The organism is Rhodococcoides kyotonense, from assembly GCF_900188125.1.
GTDB lineage: Bacteria > Actinomycetota > Actinomycetes > Mycobacteriales > Mycobacteriaceae > Rhodococcoides > Rhodococcoides kyotonense.
Genome location: NZ_FZOW01000020.1, coordinates 20,997 through 35,992, shown reverse-complemented (window position 1 = coordinate 35,992; position 14,996 = coordinate 20,997). Strand labels below are relative to the sequence as shown.

Annotated in this window: 13 protein-coding genes; 7 read left to right on the top strand and 6 right to left on the bottom strand. The window is 65.1% G+C overall.

The annotated features are described in order from the left end of the window. Positions 1–63: 63 nt before the first annotated feature. From ahpF to CHB96_RS24930, 3 genes are all read right to left on the bottom strand, one after another. Complete coding sequence (ahpF, locus tag CHB96_RS24940; RefSeq protein ID WP_089251389.1) at positions 64–1,650, bottom strand: alkyl hydroperoxide reductase subunit F; 1,587 nt, start codon at positions 1,648–1,650, stop codon at positions 64–66. 133 nt (positions 1,651–1,783) lie between these two features. Further along, the gene (ahpC, locus tag CHB96_RS24935; RefSeq protein WP_089251485.1) at positions 1,784–2,347 is read right to left on the bottom strand and encodes an alkyl hydroperoxide reductase subunit C; all 564 of its coding nucleotides are present in this window, start codon (positions 2,345–2,347) and stop codon (positions 1,784–1,786) included. Between the two features lie 259 nt (positions 2,348–2,606). Continuing rightward, positions 2,607–2,900 (bottom strand): WhiB family transcriptional regulator, encoded by a 294-nt coding sequence (locus CHB96_RS24930; RefSeq protein ID WP_089251387.1) that lies wholly within the window; start codon positions 2,898–2,900, stop codon positions 2,607–2,609. 719 nt (positions 2,901–3,619) lie between these two features. Here CHB96_RS24930 and CHB96_RS24920 point away from each other — a divergent pair. From CHB96_RS24920 to CHB96_RS24910, 3 genes are all read left to right on the top strand, one after another. Next, positions 3,620–4,501 (top strand): hypothetical protein, encoded by an 882-nt coding sequence (locus CHB96_RS24920; protein ID WP_089251383.1) that lies wholly within the window; start codon positions 3,620–3,622, stop codon positions 4,499–4,501. Between the two features lie 88 nt (positions 4,502–4,589). Further along, positions 4,590–5,168, top strand: coding sequence for a sigma-70 family RNA polymerase sigma factor (locus CHB96_RS24915; RefSeq protein ID WP_068432163.1), 579 nt, complete (start codon positions 4,590–4,592; stop codon positions 5,166–5,168). Continuing rightward, complete coding sequence (locus CHB96_RS24910) at positions 5,161–6,186, top strand: anti-sigma-D factor RsdA (RefSeq protein ID WP_089251381.1); 1,026 nt, start codon at positions 5,161–5,163, stop codon at positions 6,184–6,186. The genes CHB96_RS24915 and CHB96_RS24910 overlap by 8 nt, the downstream gene beginning before the upstream one ends. Positions 6,187–6,266: 80 nt before the next feature. Here CHB96_RS24910 and CHB96_RS24905 read toward each other — a convergent pair whose 3' ends face one another. Further along, positions 6,267–6,671 (bottom strand): DUF5319 domain-containing protein, encoded by a 405-nt coding sequence (locus CHB96_RS24905; protein ID WP_089251484.1) that lies wholly within the window; start codon positions 6,669–6,671, stop codon positions 6,267–6,269. A gap of 289 nt (positions 6,672–6,960) precedes the next feature. Between CHB96_RS24905 and guaB the strand changes: the two genes are divergently transcribed. The 4 genes from guaB to guaA all read left to right on the top strand — a co-directional run bounded on the left by guaB (position 6,961) and on the right by guaA (position 13,250). Further along, complete coding sequence (gene guaB / locus CHB96_RS24900) at positions 6,961–8,484, top strand: IMP dehydrogenase (protein WP_089251379.1); 1,524 nt, start codon at positions 6,961–6,963, stop codon at positions 8,482–8,484. Between the two features lie 50 nt (positions 8,485–8,534). Continuing rightward, a complete protein-coding gene (locus CHB96_RS24895) occupies positions 8,535–9,674 on the top strand; it encodes a GuaB3 family IMP dehydrogenase-related protein (RefSeq protein ID WP_089251377.1) in 1,140 nt (379 codons plus the stop codon). A gap of 210 nt (positions 9,675–9,884) precedes the next feature. Next, positions 9,885–11,627, top strand: coding sequence for a GMC oxidoreductase (locus CHB96_RS24890; RefSeq protein ID WP_089251376.1), 1,743 nt, complete (start codon positions 9,885–9,887; stop codon positions 11,625–11,627). 33 nt (positions 11,628–11,660) lie between these two features. Continuing rightward, positions 11,661–13,250, top strand: coding sequence for a glutamine-hydrolyzing GMP synthase (gene guaA / locus CHB96_RS24885; protein ID WP_089251374.1), 1,590 nt, complete (start codon positions 11,661–11,663; stop codon positions 13,248–13,250). A gap of 9 nt (positions 13,251–13,259) precedes the next feature. Here the strand turns inward: guaA and CHB96_RS24880 are convergent, their stop codons facing one another. Next, entirely contained in the window at positions 13,260–13,520 is a 261-nt protein-coding gene (locus CHB96_RS24880) for a hypothetical protein (protein WP_089251372.1), read from the bottom strand. Further along, the gene (locus tag CHB96_RS24875; RefSeq protein WP_089251482.1) at positions 13,513–14,889 is read right to left on the bottom strand and encodes a PspC domain-containing protein; all 1,377 of its coding nucleotides are present in this window, start codon (positions 14,887–14,889) and stop codon (positions 13,513–13,515) included. The genes CHB96_RS24880 and CHB96_RS24875 overlap by 8 nt, the downstream gene beginning before the upstream one ends. Positions 14,890–14,996: the final 107 nt, after the last annotated feature.

The following is a 14,996-nucleotide window of genomic DNA, read 5'->3' as shown; positions in this document are numbered from 1 at the left end:
CAGTAACGCGAAGAACGGCCCCCTTCCGGTTCGGAAGGGGGCCGTTCTGTCGTTCGTCCGGACCTAGCCGACCGTGACGGCTTCCTCGGCCGGCGTGCTGGTGCGGATCAGGTGATCGAATGCGCCGAGTGCCGCGGTGGCTCCGGATCCGGCGGCGACGATGATCTGCTTGTACGGCGCAGTGGTGCAGTCGCCTGCCGCGAAGACGCCTGGCACCGAAGTCCGAGCGTGGTCGTCGACGACGATCTCGCCGCGCGCCGTGAGATCGACCGTGCCGGACAGGAATTCGGTGTTCGGCAGCAATCCGATCTGAACGAACACGCCGTCCAGTTCGATGCTGTGCGACGCATCGGTCGTACGGTCGGTGTAGGACAGCCCGGTGACCTTGGAGCCGTCGCCGAGGACCTCCGTGCTCAGCGTGCTCAGGAGGATGTCGACGTTCGGCAGGCTGCGGAGTTTGCGCTGCAGCACGTCGTCGGCGCGTAGTGCGGAGTCGAACTCGACGAGCGTCACGTGCGAGACGATGCCGGCGAGGTCGATCGCGGCCTCGACGCCGGAGTTGCCGCCACCGATGACTGCGACGCGCTTGCCCTTGAAGAGCGGACCGTCGCAGTGCGGGCAGTAGGTGACGCCCTTGTTGCGGTACTCGGTCTCACCGGGAACGTTCATCGACCGCCAGCGTGCACCGGTGGACAGGATGACGCTGCGAGACAGCAGACGTGCGCCGCTCTCGAGCTCGATCTCGACGAGGCCCTGTTCGGTGGGCGCCGGGGTGAGTTTGACGGCGTTCTGGACGTTCATGATGTCGACGTCGTATTGACGGACGTGGTTCTCCAACTCGGCGGCGAACTTCGGGCCCTCGGTGTATGCGACCGACGCGAAGTTCTCGATCCCCATCGTGTCGAGTACCTGTCCGCCGAAGCGTTCGGCGACCACTCCGGTACGAATTCCCTTGCGGGCTGCGTAGAGTGCCGCGGTCGCGCCTGCAGGGCCGCCGCCTACGACGAGCACGTCGAAGGGATCCTTCTCGGCGATCGCGGCGGCGGTGCGCTGAGCGGAGCCGGTATCGAGCTTGCCGACGATCTGTTCGAGCGTCATGCGGCCGGATCCGAACGGCTCGCCGTTGAGGAACACGGACGGCACGGCCATGACGCCACGGTCGTCGACCTCGTCCTGGAACAGTGCACCGTCGATCGCGATGTGCTTGACGTTGGCGTTGAGGACGGACATCACGTTCAGCGCCTGCACCACGTCGGGGCAGTTCTGGCAGGACAGCGAGAAGTAGGTCTCGAAGTAGAAGTCGCCCTCCAGATCTCGCACCTGGGCGAGCAGAGCGGCGTCTTCCTTCGACGGGTGCCCGCCGACCTGAAGCAGCGCGAGCACCAGTGAGGTGAACTCGTGGCCGAGGGGGATGCCGGCGAACTGGACCTCGATGTCGGTGCCGACGCGACGGATTGCGAAGGACGGACGGCGTGGGTCGTCGCCGGTACGCGAGTGGGTGACAGAGTCGGACAGGCTTGCGATCTGGTCGAGCAGTTCGCCGAGTTCGGTGGACTTCGGGCGGTCGTCGAGCGACGAGATCAGCTCGATCGGCTGAGTCACGTTCTCGAGCAAGGACTTCAGCTGGTTGGCGAGGGCGGCTTCGAGCACGAGGGTTACTCCTGGAATTGAAGGGCGGTCATGGAGTCGGCGAACTTCTCAGCTCGAGCCGAGGGATCGACAGGGGAGACGCGGACGGCACGGGACGAAATGTCCCGTGCCGTCGCGTCGATCCCCGAGAAAATCAGATCTTGCCGACGAGCTCCAGCGACGGCGCGAGGGTGTCTTCGCCCTCTTCCCACTTCGCGGGGCAGACCTCGCCCGGGTGGGTCCGAACGTACTGGGCGGCCTTGACCTTGCGGAGCAGCTCGGATGCGTTGCGGCCGATGCCTTCTGCCGTGACCTCGGTGAACTGGACGACGCCGTCCGGGTCGACGAGGAACGTGCCGCGATCGGCCAGTCCCTGCTCTTCGCGCAGAACCTCGAAATCCGTACTGATCTTGAGGGTCGGGTCGCCGATCATCGTGTACTGGATCTTGCCGATGGTCTCGGACGATGCGTGCCACGCCTTGTGCGTGAAGTGGGTGTCGGTCGAGACGGAGAACACCTCGACGCCCAGTCGCTGCAGCTCTTCGTAGTGGTCGGCCAGGTCGCCGAGCTCGGTGGGGCAGACGAACGTGAAGTCGGCCGGGTAGAAGTAGAAGACTGCCCACTTCCCCTTGATGTCCTCGTCCGAAACGGTAACGAAGGCACCGTCTTTGAAGGCCTCCGCGGTGAAGGGCTTGATCTTCTTGTTGATGAGCGACATGTACAGCCTCATTCGTTCTCGGTTGTTGGTGTGTCGGTTTTCGACCCTAACGATCACGGATTGATCGCACCAATCGATAACCTCTCCGAGATCGATAGCACTCGGCTATAACCGCTGGAACTGTTTCTGGAACGAGTCAAAACAAGCTCGGAGTGTGAGCGACTCCATAGAGGTCGACCCAGCATCGAGTTGTGGCGCACACGACAACGGCCCCCTTCCGGGTGAGGAAGGGGGCCGCTGCGATTGTTCGTCCGTGGATCTACACCGCTATGCGACGGCGGGCATGGCGTGCGTGCATCTCACGCTCGGTCTCGGACATCCCGCCCCAGATTCCATAGGGTTCGGCGACGCTGAGGGCGTGCGCTCGGCACTGAGCGAGCACGGGGCAGCTGCGGCACATTTCCTTGGCGCGCATCTCGCGCTGAGCGCGGGCGCGTCCGCGTTCTCCGTCCGGATGGAAGAACATCGACGAGTCGACTCCACGGCACAAGCCGTGCATCTGCCAATCCCAGATGTCGGCATTGGGCCCAGGGAGGTGATTCGGCTGTGGCATGGGAACTCCTAGGGTGTGTGCTCGCCTCGTGCGGGGCAGTGGTGCATGTTCGGTACCACTGGCGCCTCATGAGTCGCAGGCCATTTCTGCTGACATGTGCACCGACGGTGCACATTCGTAGGAGTTCTCACTGCTCCTTCGAACGAGATCCACGTTATGTTGGGCAATGAAATCGCGTCAATGCTTGATCATCGTGGTCATTTGCATAGGCGAACGCGAGAATTTAACTCGCCCGACATTTACTTCGGAACATTTCCGTGCGTGCGTTTCGTGTTGAAAAACCGCCGGACTCGCGAGAGCATGAGTGCGCGTGGAATCGGTCGATATCTCCTGTGCTCGACCGACCGTCGGTCGACGAGTGTCGGCTGTTCGAATGTTTCTGCTGCTCACCGACGTGAAGTCGACATCGGTGACACGTCGTGGTCGTATCGACGGCCATCGAGTGGTCGATCTCGAAAGACACTCGGCATTCTCTGCATCACCGCACGTGCCCGTTCGCAGTTCGGCGGAGCGCGTGCGCCGCGACGACTGCGATTAACCTGTCGGCTACATGAACGTCAGAAAAACCTCACTCACTCGTTACCGAGAGATTTTGTTAATTCCGTGAAACAAAACGTGAAATAGCCGAATCGACGTCGACAAGCGGGTGTTCGACCGAACCCGGGCGCGAATTCGGTCGGCGACGGCGACAACGATCAGCCGACCAGTACTGTGGCGTCGTGCTCGTTCGTGAAGCGGATCGAAGGACCGGTGGCGGTCCGTCCGCGCTACACGAGGCCGCATGGGGTGGAGCCCCAGGCATCTGGCCGTTGCCCTCTGCACGCACGGCCGCGCAGCGATGGGATCGGGCCGTCGTTCTCGGCGGACAGGGACGGTACAGCCTCGGCATCGCCGAACTCGACGCTCTCGAACATCTCACGGCGCTCGACGACGCACTCGCGTCGCTCGCCTTGTCCACCCGGGCGTCGTGGCTGCGTCAGATCGGTCGACATGGCGAGGCGGCCCGGTACGACGGCGCGGCCGTTGCGACGATCGGGCTCACGCGCGATGCGTCGTCGCATCTCGTCGTGGAGGCTCGATGCGACGCGTTGACCGGACTTGCCGCGGACGCGCTCGGGTCCGGCGGCTTCGGGCGCGCGGCCACCTTGTTGACGCGGTGCGCGCGTGTCCTCGCCGAGTGCGACGGCGACTCCGAGCTCTGGCGTCCACGATTGAGGCTGCAGTGGGTGTCCGCCGAGCTCGCGATGATGTCGGGCGACGGTGCCACTGCGGTGCGTCGTGCACTCGACGCGCGCGAGGTTGCCGGCGATATCGATTCGTTACGTCACAGGGTGAAGACGGACCTCATAGTGGCCGCCGCCTACAGCTCGGTAGGGGACCTCGCATCGGCGACCGCAGGCGCCGAAGCGGTGCTCGGGGCCTGTTCCGAGCATGGACTCGTTCCGTTGCGCTGGGCGTCGGCGATGCTTCTGGACGGTCTCGGCGCGGTAACACCGGCGCGAGCGATCGTCGCCGAATGCGAGGCCGTACTCGGCCGTCGAGGGGGCATCCTCGCTGGTTCTCGAGATGGCGGACCGAGTGGTTCGATCGGGGACCGGTGAGGTCGCTATCCTTACTAGGTTCCACCTGCAGGTGGAAGCGCCTGTCGATGTCCGGCGGCGTCACTGTAACGCGGGGATTCCTTGAGCGATGAACAACACGGGTGAGGAGTTGGACTCCTTCGTCGCTGCAGCAGCGCAGGGCGAACGTGCCGCACTCTCCCGGGTACTGGAAATCATCCGTCCACTCGTCGTGCGGTACTGCCGTGCACGCGTGGGGTCCGCCGAGCGTGGTCAGCTCTCGGCGGACGACGTCGCGCAGGAGGTCTGCTTGGCAGTCATGACCGCCCTGCCGCGCTATCAGGATCAAGGCCGACCGTTCATGGCCTTCGTATACGGAATTGCAGCACACAAGGTCGCGGATGCGCATCGAAGCGCGTCACGTAACAAATCGGACCCGGCTGCCGAAGTACCAGATGTCGTGTCCACGGAACACGGACCCGAGCAGCGCGCTCTGGAGTCCGAGTCGAGTAGACAGATGACCGCACTGCTGGACACCCTCCCGGCGAAGCATCGAGAAATTCTCGTGCTCCGCCTCATCGTCGGATTGTCGGCGGAGGAAACAGCAGCGGCGGTCGGTAGTACTGCAGGTGCCATCCGCGTGGCTCAACACCGAGCCATCGCGAAGTTGAAGAACGAAGTCGTGAAGGCGGGTGAAATGTATGGCTAGGAACAACGGCCGTGATGGCATTCCCCGTATCGGTCGACCCGACCGGTCGGCTGCCAAGCCTGCCGAAGGTGCATACTCCGATCCGGCGCCCGAGACCGGTCCTGTCGACATCGCCTCCGTGCGCCGCGACGACGAGTTCATCGAGGCCATCCGTGGTGACGGCCCGGTAGCCACCGACAACGCCGACGAGTACCAACTCGCGCTGTTGCTCGCGGGTTGGCGCGCCGAGATCACCACGCCTGCTCTTCCGTCCGGTCCCGAGCTCGACGACGTGGTCGCCGCGGTCGACGAAGAGATTCGTGCAGCAGGCCTGAACCGCAGGTCCAAGGAACGTAGCCGACCCAGTCTGCTCCGACCTGTCGCAGGCGCAGCCGCCGCGATCGCGGTCGTTCTCGGTGGATTGGTCGTCTTCTCGTACAACTCCGCGCCGGGCGATCCGCTGTGGAGCGTCAAGTCCGTGGTCTTCTCGCAGCAGGCGGATTCCACTGTGGCGCAGATCGATACGACGTCGAAGCTGTCGCAGGCAGAGGAACTCATCGCTGCCGGTGACGTCGAGGGTGCGCGCGCACTTCTCGACGGTGCAACCGAGACGAGCGGCGGCGTCATCGACCCGGCTCAGAAGTCGGACCTCGAGATCTGGTTGCAGCGTCTCACCGAGCAGCTGCAGGCATTGATCCCGACGTTCCCGTCGATCCCGCCGTTGCCCTCGTTCGATCCGCAATTGCCACCGACCGATGTCTTCGTGCCTCCGGTCCAGCCGGGCATCCCGGTCACCTCGGTACCCGACGTGCCTCTGCCGCAGACGTCCACCGGCGTTCCTCTGCCGCCGACGGACACGAGCGGACCGATCAGCCAGGAACCGTCGTCACCGCCGGTCACCCAGACCACCGCGCCGGTTCCGCCGACCATTCTCAACGAGCCGAGCCCGACGACGGCGTCGGCGAGTGGGTCGACGGGCACAGGCACCGGAACCGGTGAGTCGCCGTCGAGGATCGACACTTCGCAGAACGGCGGCTAAGTCCGCTGGATCGACATCCGAACATACGACAGGGCCCGACTACGAATCCGTAGTCGGGCCCTGTCGTATGTTCGGGGTGTCTAGTTGTCGAAACCGTCGCCCTGAAGCGCGTCGTTCATCGACGCGTCGGCGTATCCGCGGCAGTAGTCCCACGTGACGTAGGCGTCGGGAATGGGGTCGTAGGCAGGCTCGTGGGGGCGAACCGTGCCGTCGACGAGAAGCTGCAACAGGTTGGCCCGCAGCATGTCCCAGTCGTGGTAGTGATCCTGCTGGCAGTCCTCGCAGCATACGACGAGGCCGCGAATGCCGCGGTGACCCAGCAGAGCTTCGTACACCGCGAGGTCGGCAAGATCCTCCTCGACGGCGAGCCGCTCCTGAGGATCCAGCGGCTGGCCCGGCTCGATCGCGTCGAGAGCGGCCGAGGGGTCGGCTGGGTCTCCGGCGAAGGGGTCCGGCGGTAGACCTGGAGGCAATTGATCGCGCACGCCTCCACGGTACGCAGGACTGGTGGGTATGCGCCAGCCGTTCGACTCTGTGCCCGGGAATATACGACTGCCCACGGACCGTTCCTGGTGCATTCGGCAGCGTGCCCGATGCGCGTTCACGCTGGCACGACGGAGCCGATACCATGGAACGAGGCGCTGCGGCCGAGCGCACGTACGCGTCATGTTTCGATCCCGCACTGTCTCCATCCGTTCTCGAACACCGCCTCTCTCGGCGCATCCGTCCACGCGCGAGGAGAGGCACCCAGGCTCTAGGGAGGGCCAGACTTAGATGAGTAGTTCCGGAGCCCATGTCCGTACCGGTGGCGACGACCCCAACAAGGTCGCCATGCTCGGTCTCACGTTCGACGACGTTCTGCTGCTTCCCGCGGCGTCGGATCTGATTCCCAGCGCGGTCGACACGTCGAGTCAGCTCACCCGCGAGATCCGCCTCCGGGTCCCGCTGGTCAGTTCCGCGATGGACACCGTCACCGAAGCACGTATGGCCATCGCCATGGCACGTGCGGGCGGCATGGGTGTCCTGCACCGCAACCTGTCCCTGCAGGATCAGGCGTCGCAGGTGGAGACCGTCAAGCGCTCCGAAGCAGGCATGGTCACCGACCCCGTGACGTGCAAGCCGACCGACACGCTCGCCGAAGTCGACGCGATGTGTGCTCGCTTCCGCATCTCGGGTCTTCCGGTCACCGACGAGACCGGCGCGCTCGTCGGCATCATCACCAACCGCGACATGCGCTTCGAGGTGGACCAGAACCGCCGCGTCTCGGAAGTGATGACGAAGGCACCTCTCATCACCGCTCAGGAAGGCGTCACCGCCGAAGCCGCGCTCGGGCTGCTGCGTCGTCACAAGATCGAGAAGCTTCCGATCGTCGACGGCCAGGGAGCGCTCACCGGCCTCATCACGGTCAAGGATTTCGTCAAGACCGAGCAGCACCCCGACGCCACCAAGGATCGCGACGGCCGTCTGCTCGTCGGTGCGGCTGTGGGCGTCGGTCAGGATGCCTGGGCTCGTTCCATGGCACTGACCGACGCCGGTGTCGACGTTCTGATCGTCGACACGGCCCACGGGCACAACTCGGGCGTGCTCGAGATGGTCAGCAAGCTCAAATCGGAAGTGGGCGAGCGCGTTCAGGTCGTCGGCGGCAACGTGGCGACGCGTGCGGGCGCGCTGGCGCTCGTCGAGGCCGGGGCCGACGCGGTGAAGGTCGGTGTCGGACCCGGTTCCATCTGCACCACCCGTGTCGTGGCCGGAGTCGGCGCACCGCAGATCACTGCGATCCTCGAAGCGGTCGCCGCGTGCAAGCCGCACGGTGTCCCCGTCATCGCCGACGGCGGTCTGCAGTTCTCCGGTGACATCGCCAAGGCGCTTGCCGCAGGCGCGTCGACGGCGATGCTCGGCTCGCTGCTCGCCGGCACCGCGGAGTCCCCGGGTGAGCTGATCCTGGTCGGTGGCAAGCAGTTCAAGAGCTACCGCGGAATGGGTTCGCTGGGGGCCATGCAGGGACGCGGCGCGGCCAAGTCCTACTCCAAAGACCGCTACTTCCAGGACGACGTCCTCGCCGAGGACAAGTTGGTGCCCGAGGGCATCGAAGGCCGGGTTCCGTACCGTGGCCCGCTGTCGCAGGTCATCCACCAGCTGACCGGTGGATTGCGTGCCGCGATGGGGTACACCGGGTCGACGTCGATCGAGCATCTGCAAGAGGCACAGTTCGTGCAGATCACCGCTGCGGGTCTGAAGGAAAGCCACCCGCACGACATCACCATGACCGCGGAAGCGCCCAACTACACCACGCGCTGATCCGACTTCGGCCAGAATTCCAGACGAACTTCTAAGGGAAAGGGGCGCGCGTGCGCGACCTCGTTGAAATCGGCATGGGCAGAGAAGCCCGACGTACCTACCAGCTCGACGACATCGACATCGTGCCTTCGCGCCGTACTCGGTCGTCGAAGGAGGTCTCGACGGCGTGGCAGCTCGACGCGTACCGGTTCGACATTCCGGTACTCGCCCATCCCACCGACGCACTGGTGTCGCCGGAGTTCGCCATCGAACTCGGTAAGCAGGGCGGGCTCGGCGTCATCAACGGCGAGGGCCTGTGGGGTCGTCACGCCGACGTGCAGGCCAAGCTCGACGAGCTGGTCGCCATTGCCGAGAACGAGTTCGACGCCGATGCCCCGGTGAAGTTCCTGCAGAAGCTGCACGCGGCACCGCTGCAATCGGATCTGCTCGCTGCTGCCGTCGCGCAGGTGCGTGATGCAGGCGTCACCGTCGCAGTGCGGGTCAGTCCGCAGAGCGCGGCGAGCCTGACGCCTGCCCTCGTCGCTGCAGGCATCGACCTGCTGGTCATCCAGGGCACCATCATCTCGGCCGAGCACGTTGCGCACGGCGACGAGACGCCGCTGAACCTGAAGACGTTCATCGCCGACCTCGACGTGCCGGTCATTGCAGGCGGCGTCAGCGACCACCGCACCGCGCTGCACCTGATGCGTACCGGTGCTGCAGGCGTCATCGTCGGATACGGATCCGTCGAGGGCGGTACCACGACCGGCGAGGTGCTGGGTATCGGTGTTCCGATGGCAACGGCCATCGCCGACGCGGCCGCCGCGCGTCGCGACTACATGGACGAGACCGGTGGTCGCTACGTTCACGTCATCGCCGACGGTGACATCGTCTCCTCAGGAGATCTCGCCAAGGCGATCGCGTGCGGTGCCGATGCTGCGGTGCTCGGCGCTCCGCTCGCGGCGGCAGCGGAGGCGCCCGGTGGCGGTTGGTACTGGCCGTCGGCGGCAGCGCATCCCTCGATGCCGCGCGGCGCACTGCTGCCGGTGGCCGCAGGCGAGCGTCCGAGCCTCGATCAGGTTCTGCACGGTCCGTCGAATGACCCGTACGGGTCGATCAACCTCGTCGGTGGGCTGCGTCGGTCGATGGCCAAGTCCGGCTACTCGGACCTCAAGGAGTTCCAGAAGGTGGGCCTGAACGTCCGCGCGTAGTGCGCCTTCGGCGCCCGTGCGCGGAGAGTTGGTCCCCAGTGTCACTACGCACGCACAGGCGCGAAGCGCATCACTTGGTGATACCTGAAGTTACAGCTACAGTGGCTTGTGCCGACTGTCACACGATCGTTGGCACTTCGGAGATAATGTCACCTAGGCTGTGACTCCGGTCACCTCGTTGACCGGTCGCGGACGAGGCGGAGGTCGAGTATGGGATCACAGGTTCGCACCACTGACTACGACGTGTTGATCGTCGGATCGGGGTTCGGTGGCAGTGTCACGGCACTACGTCTCGTCGAGAAGGGCTACAAGGTCGGCATTCTCGAAGCCGGTCGCCGGTACGAGGACAAGGACTTCGCCAAGACTAGCTGGGACCTGAAGCGATTCCTGTGGGCGCCCAAGCTCGGCTGCTTCGGTATTCAACGCGTCCACCTGCTGCGTGACTGCCTGATCCTGGCGGGCGCCGGAGTGGGCGGCGGTTCGCTGAACTACGCCAACACGCTCTACCAGCCCCCGGAGTCGTTCTTCAAGGACAAGCAGTGGGCGCACATCACCGACTGGAGCAGTGAGCTGGCGCCGTTCTACGACCAGGCGACGCGGATGCTCGGCGTCGTCCGCAACCCGCACATGACTCCGTCCGACGAGGTCATGAAGTCCGTCGCGGAAGACATGGGCGTCGGCGACACGTTCATCCAGACGCCTGTCGGTGTGTTCTTCGGTGACGAGCCCGGCAAGAAGGTCGGTGACCCGTATTTCGGCGGCGTTGGCCCCGAGCGGACCGGATGCATCGAGTGCGGCGAATGTATGACGGGATGCCGTCACGGAGCCAAGAACACGCTGCTGAAGAACTACCTCGCGTTGGCCGAACGCGCGGGCGCGGAGATCATCCCGATGACGACGGTCAGTGGCCTTCGAGCCTTGCCCGACGGCACCTGGGATGTCGCCACCGAGCGGACGGGTGCCTGGGTGCGCAAGCGCCCGAAGACGTACACCGCCGCGAATGTGGTTCTGGCAGCAGGCACGTGGGGTACGCAGAATCTACTGCACACGATGAAGGACGACGGCGCACTGCCGAGGCTGTCCGACACGCTCGGTGAACTCACGCGTACCAACTCCGAATCGATCGTCGGCGCCGCGAAGATGAAGGTCGACCCAGCGATGGATCTGACGCGGGGAGTGGCGATCACGTCGTCGTTCCACCCTTCGCCGAGCACCCACATCGAACCCGTCCGCTACGGCAAGGGCTCCAATGCGATGGGAATGCTGCAGACCCTGATGACCGACGGCGGAGGTCGCATCCCGCGGTGGCTCAAATTCCTGTTCCTCGTGATCGCGCACCCCGGCCAGTTCCTCCGCGTCGTCAGCGTCAAGAACTGGAGCGAGCGCACCATCATCGCGCTCGTCATGCAGAACCTCGACAACTCGATCACCACGTTCACCAAGCGGGGGGTCTTCGGGCGCAAGGTCTCCAGCAAACAGGGCCATGGTGAACCGAACCCCACGTGGATTCCCGAGGGTAACGACGCCACGAGGCGTATCGCGAAGAAGATCGGTGGCATCGCGGGTGGCACGTGGGGAGAGTTGTTCAACATTCCGCTCACCGCCCACTTCCTCGGCGGCTGTGCCATCGCGTCGGACGCGGAGCACGGCGTCATCGACCCGTATCACCGCGTCCACGGGTACCCGACGATGTTCGTCGTCGACGGTTCGGCCGTGTCGGCCAATCTGGGTGTGAATCCGTCGCTGACGATCAGCGCCCAGGCGGAGCGGTCGGCTGCGTTGTGGCCCAACAAGGGAGAGCAGGACCTTCGCCCACGGCAGGGCCTGCCGTACGAGCGAGTCGAGCCGATTGCACCGAACAGTCCCGTTGTCCCGGCGGAGGCACCGGCGGCATTGCGTCTGCCCATTGTCGAGATTCGCTCACCGAAGCCCGCGACCACGGGTGCTGCGTAATCCACGTCGGTTACGCGCAACTAGACTGACCCGGTGACCGCTACGCAACAGCCCGACCCCGCGCTGCCCAGGCCAGTACTCGTCGTCGATTTCGGTGCGCAGTACGCACAGCTGATCGCACGCCGAGTGCGTGAGGCCAACGTGTACTCCGAAGTCATCTCGCACACCGCCACGGTCGAGGAGATCGCCGAGAAGAACCCGGCTGCTCTGGTGCTGTCCGGCGGTCCGTCCAGCGTCTACGCCGAGGGTGCGCCCGCACTCGATCCGCGCGTGTTCGACCTCGACGTGCCGGTCTTCGGCATCTGCTACGGCTTCCAGGCGATGGCGCAGGCTCTCGGGGGGACGGTGGCGCACACCGGAACTCGGGAGTACGGCCGCACTCAGCTGTCCGTCGACGGCGGCGTGCTGCACGACGGTCTTCCTGCGTCCCAGCCGGTGTGGATGAGCCACGGTGACGCGGTCACCGACGCACCCGAGGGCTTCACCGTCACGGCGACCAGCGCCGGCGCTCCGGTTGCCGCGTTCGAGAACTCCGAGCGTCGCCTTGCCGGTGTCCAGTACCACCCCGAGGTGCTGCACTCCCCGCACGGGCAGCAGGTGCTCAGCCGTTTCCTGCACGAGACGGCCGGACTGAAGGGCGACTGGACTGCGGCGAACATCGCCGACGCTCTCGTCGAGCAGATTCAGCAGCAGGTCGGTCCGACGGGCCAGGCCATCTGTGGACTGTCGGGTGGTGTCGACTCCGGTGTGGCGGCCGCTCTCGTCCAGCGCGCGATCGGCGATCGTCTGACGTGTGTGTTCGTCGACCATGGTTTGCTGCGCGAGGGTGAGCGTGAGCAGGTCCAACAGGACTTCGTCGCCGCGACCGGTGCCAAGCTTGTGACCGTCGATGCCGTCGACACGTTCTTGTCGGCCCTCGAAGGCGTGTCCGATCCCGAAGAGAAGCGCAAGATCATCGGCCGCGAGTTCATTCGCAGCTTCGAAGGTGCCGTCACGGAGGTACTGGGGGAGAATGCGGCCCACGGCGCCGAGGTCGAATTCCTGGTCCAGGGCACGCTGTACCCCGACGTCGTCGAGTCCGGTGGCGGATCGGGCACGGCCAATATCAAGAGCCATCACAACGTCGGCGGACTGCCCGACGACCTGCAGTTCAAGCTCGTCGAGCCGTTGCGCACCCTGTTCAAGGACGAGGTCCGTGCCGTCGGTCGTGAGCTCGGGTTGCCCGAGGAGATCGTCAACCGTCAGCCGTTCCCCGGCCCGGGACTGGCCATCCGCATCGTCGGTGAGATCACGCGCGACCGGCTCGCGACGTTGCGTCAGGCCGACTCGATCGTTCGCGAAGAACTGACCGCCGCGGGCTTGGATCAGCAGATCTGGCAGTGCCCGGTCGTCCTTCTCGCCGACGTGCGCAGCGTGGGCGTGCAGGGCGACGGTCGCACCTATGGTCACCCCATCGTGCTGCGTCCGGTCTCCAGTGAAGACGCGATGACGGCCGACTGGACGCGACTGCCGTACGACGTCCTGGAAACAATCTCGACTCGGGTGACCAACGAGGTGTCGGAGGTCAACCGAGTCGTACTCGACGTGACGAGCAAGCCGCCGGGCACCATCGAGTGGGAGTGATCGGTGCTGCTATCTGCCCCGGCATCCTCGCCCGCCCCGGGACGGGGCCAGCAGTAGTGCGAGTCCGACGACGATCGCGGCGACGATGAATACCCATCGGAACTGAACGTCTCCGAGGGTCTGGATGGCCGACGGCCCGATCAGGGCACTGACGCCGACGACGAGAGCTGCGAGTCCGACGAGGAACAGCAGCGCGGACGGACGCGTCCGCGCGCTGTTCTCCTCGGGCGTGTCGGCGTCGCTGTCGCCGTACTGCCATGTGTCAGTCACGAATAACCTCCAGGTTGCCTGCGCGCGCGGTTGCGTCGATGGTCAGAACGGCGGTGTTCTCCGGTGAATTGCCTTGCTGCACACCGGGTTCATCGCAGTTCGTACTGGCTGCGATCGCGACGCACTCGGTCGAATAATTCATGCTCGGTGGGAGCATGATGGTCGCGTTGCCTGCTGTGACGTCGACCTCGATGGTCTTGTCCTCGGTCAACGTAAGCCCACGAAGGTCGAGCTGGAGATCTCCGCCCTGCACGGTGTAGGTGGGCTGGAGTCCGGCGACGGTCGTCGGCGCGTAGTTCTGTTGGCCGGAGTACTGGCCGTCGAACTGAACGGGCCCGACGATCGATGCGAAGACGACGAACGCCAGCAGCGGTCCCGTGACGATCAGAAGTCCGTAGCCCTTGCGTAGGAACGCACCCACGACGAGGCCCGTGCCGACGACGACGAGTGCGACGGCTGCAATGCGAGCGGGCGACAACCATTCCGAATCCGTCGCGGCCGCAACGGCTCCGGTGATCGCGGCGGCCACGAGCGCCAGGCCGATGAAGCTCGACGTCCATCGTGAGCGTCGCTTCTTCTCGGCGACGACCGGTGTGGCGTCGACTGTGGGTTCGGGCAGATCCCACGCGAACGGTGCGACGCCGAGGGGGTCCCATGACGGCGGGGTCGGAGCGTTCGGCACTGCCGGTTGCTCGGTCGCGGATTCGTGCTTGGTGAGATCCACGGGATTCGTGGATTCGGTCTGCGGGGGAGCCGGTTTGGGGACATAGCTCTCCGGCAGGCGCGTGTACGGCGTGTACTGGTTGTATGCCGCCGTGCGTGACTCGTACTGCGGCGGGCGGTAATTGGCGCCTGCCCACGGGTTCGGGGTGTACGGCGTGTTGAACGAGATGGGGAATCCCTGTTGCGTGTACGTCTGAGTTCCACCCGGCAGGAAGGCCGGTGGTTCCGGCGTGCGTTGGTGCAGCAACCACAGGCCGCCGAGAAGCGCGAGCATACTGATGACACCGGATCCGCCGAGTCCGACCCCGACGGGGCCGAGCGTCGTGACGGCGATGATCAGAGCAACCACCAGTACGACGATCTTGGTGTTCGACTCCGAACTGTTGCCCTTGCCGACCAAGGACTCCGCCGGTGACGCGGTGTCGCCTGCCTTGCTGAAGAGCAGCCAGGCCGCGAGATAGAGGACGATCCCGGCGCCACCGAAGATCGTTCCGACGACGAAAGCGACCCGGATCAGGACCGGATCGACGTTGTAGCGGTAACCGATGCCCGCGGCGACACCCGCGATGTGACCACGCTGAGGCAACCGATACGGACGGGTCCGCCACATCTGCTGTAGCTGTTCGGAGACAGTTGCTTGGCTCATGGAACCATCGTCGCTCTCGGCGGCGGCGAACACATCAGGGATCGCCCTGATCTTCTGCCGCGGGGTGGAATGAACCGTCGACCCATCGGCTTGGAACCAGAGAACTG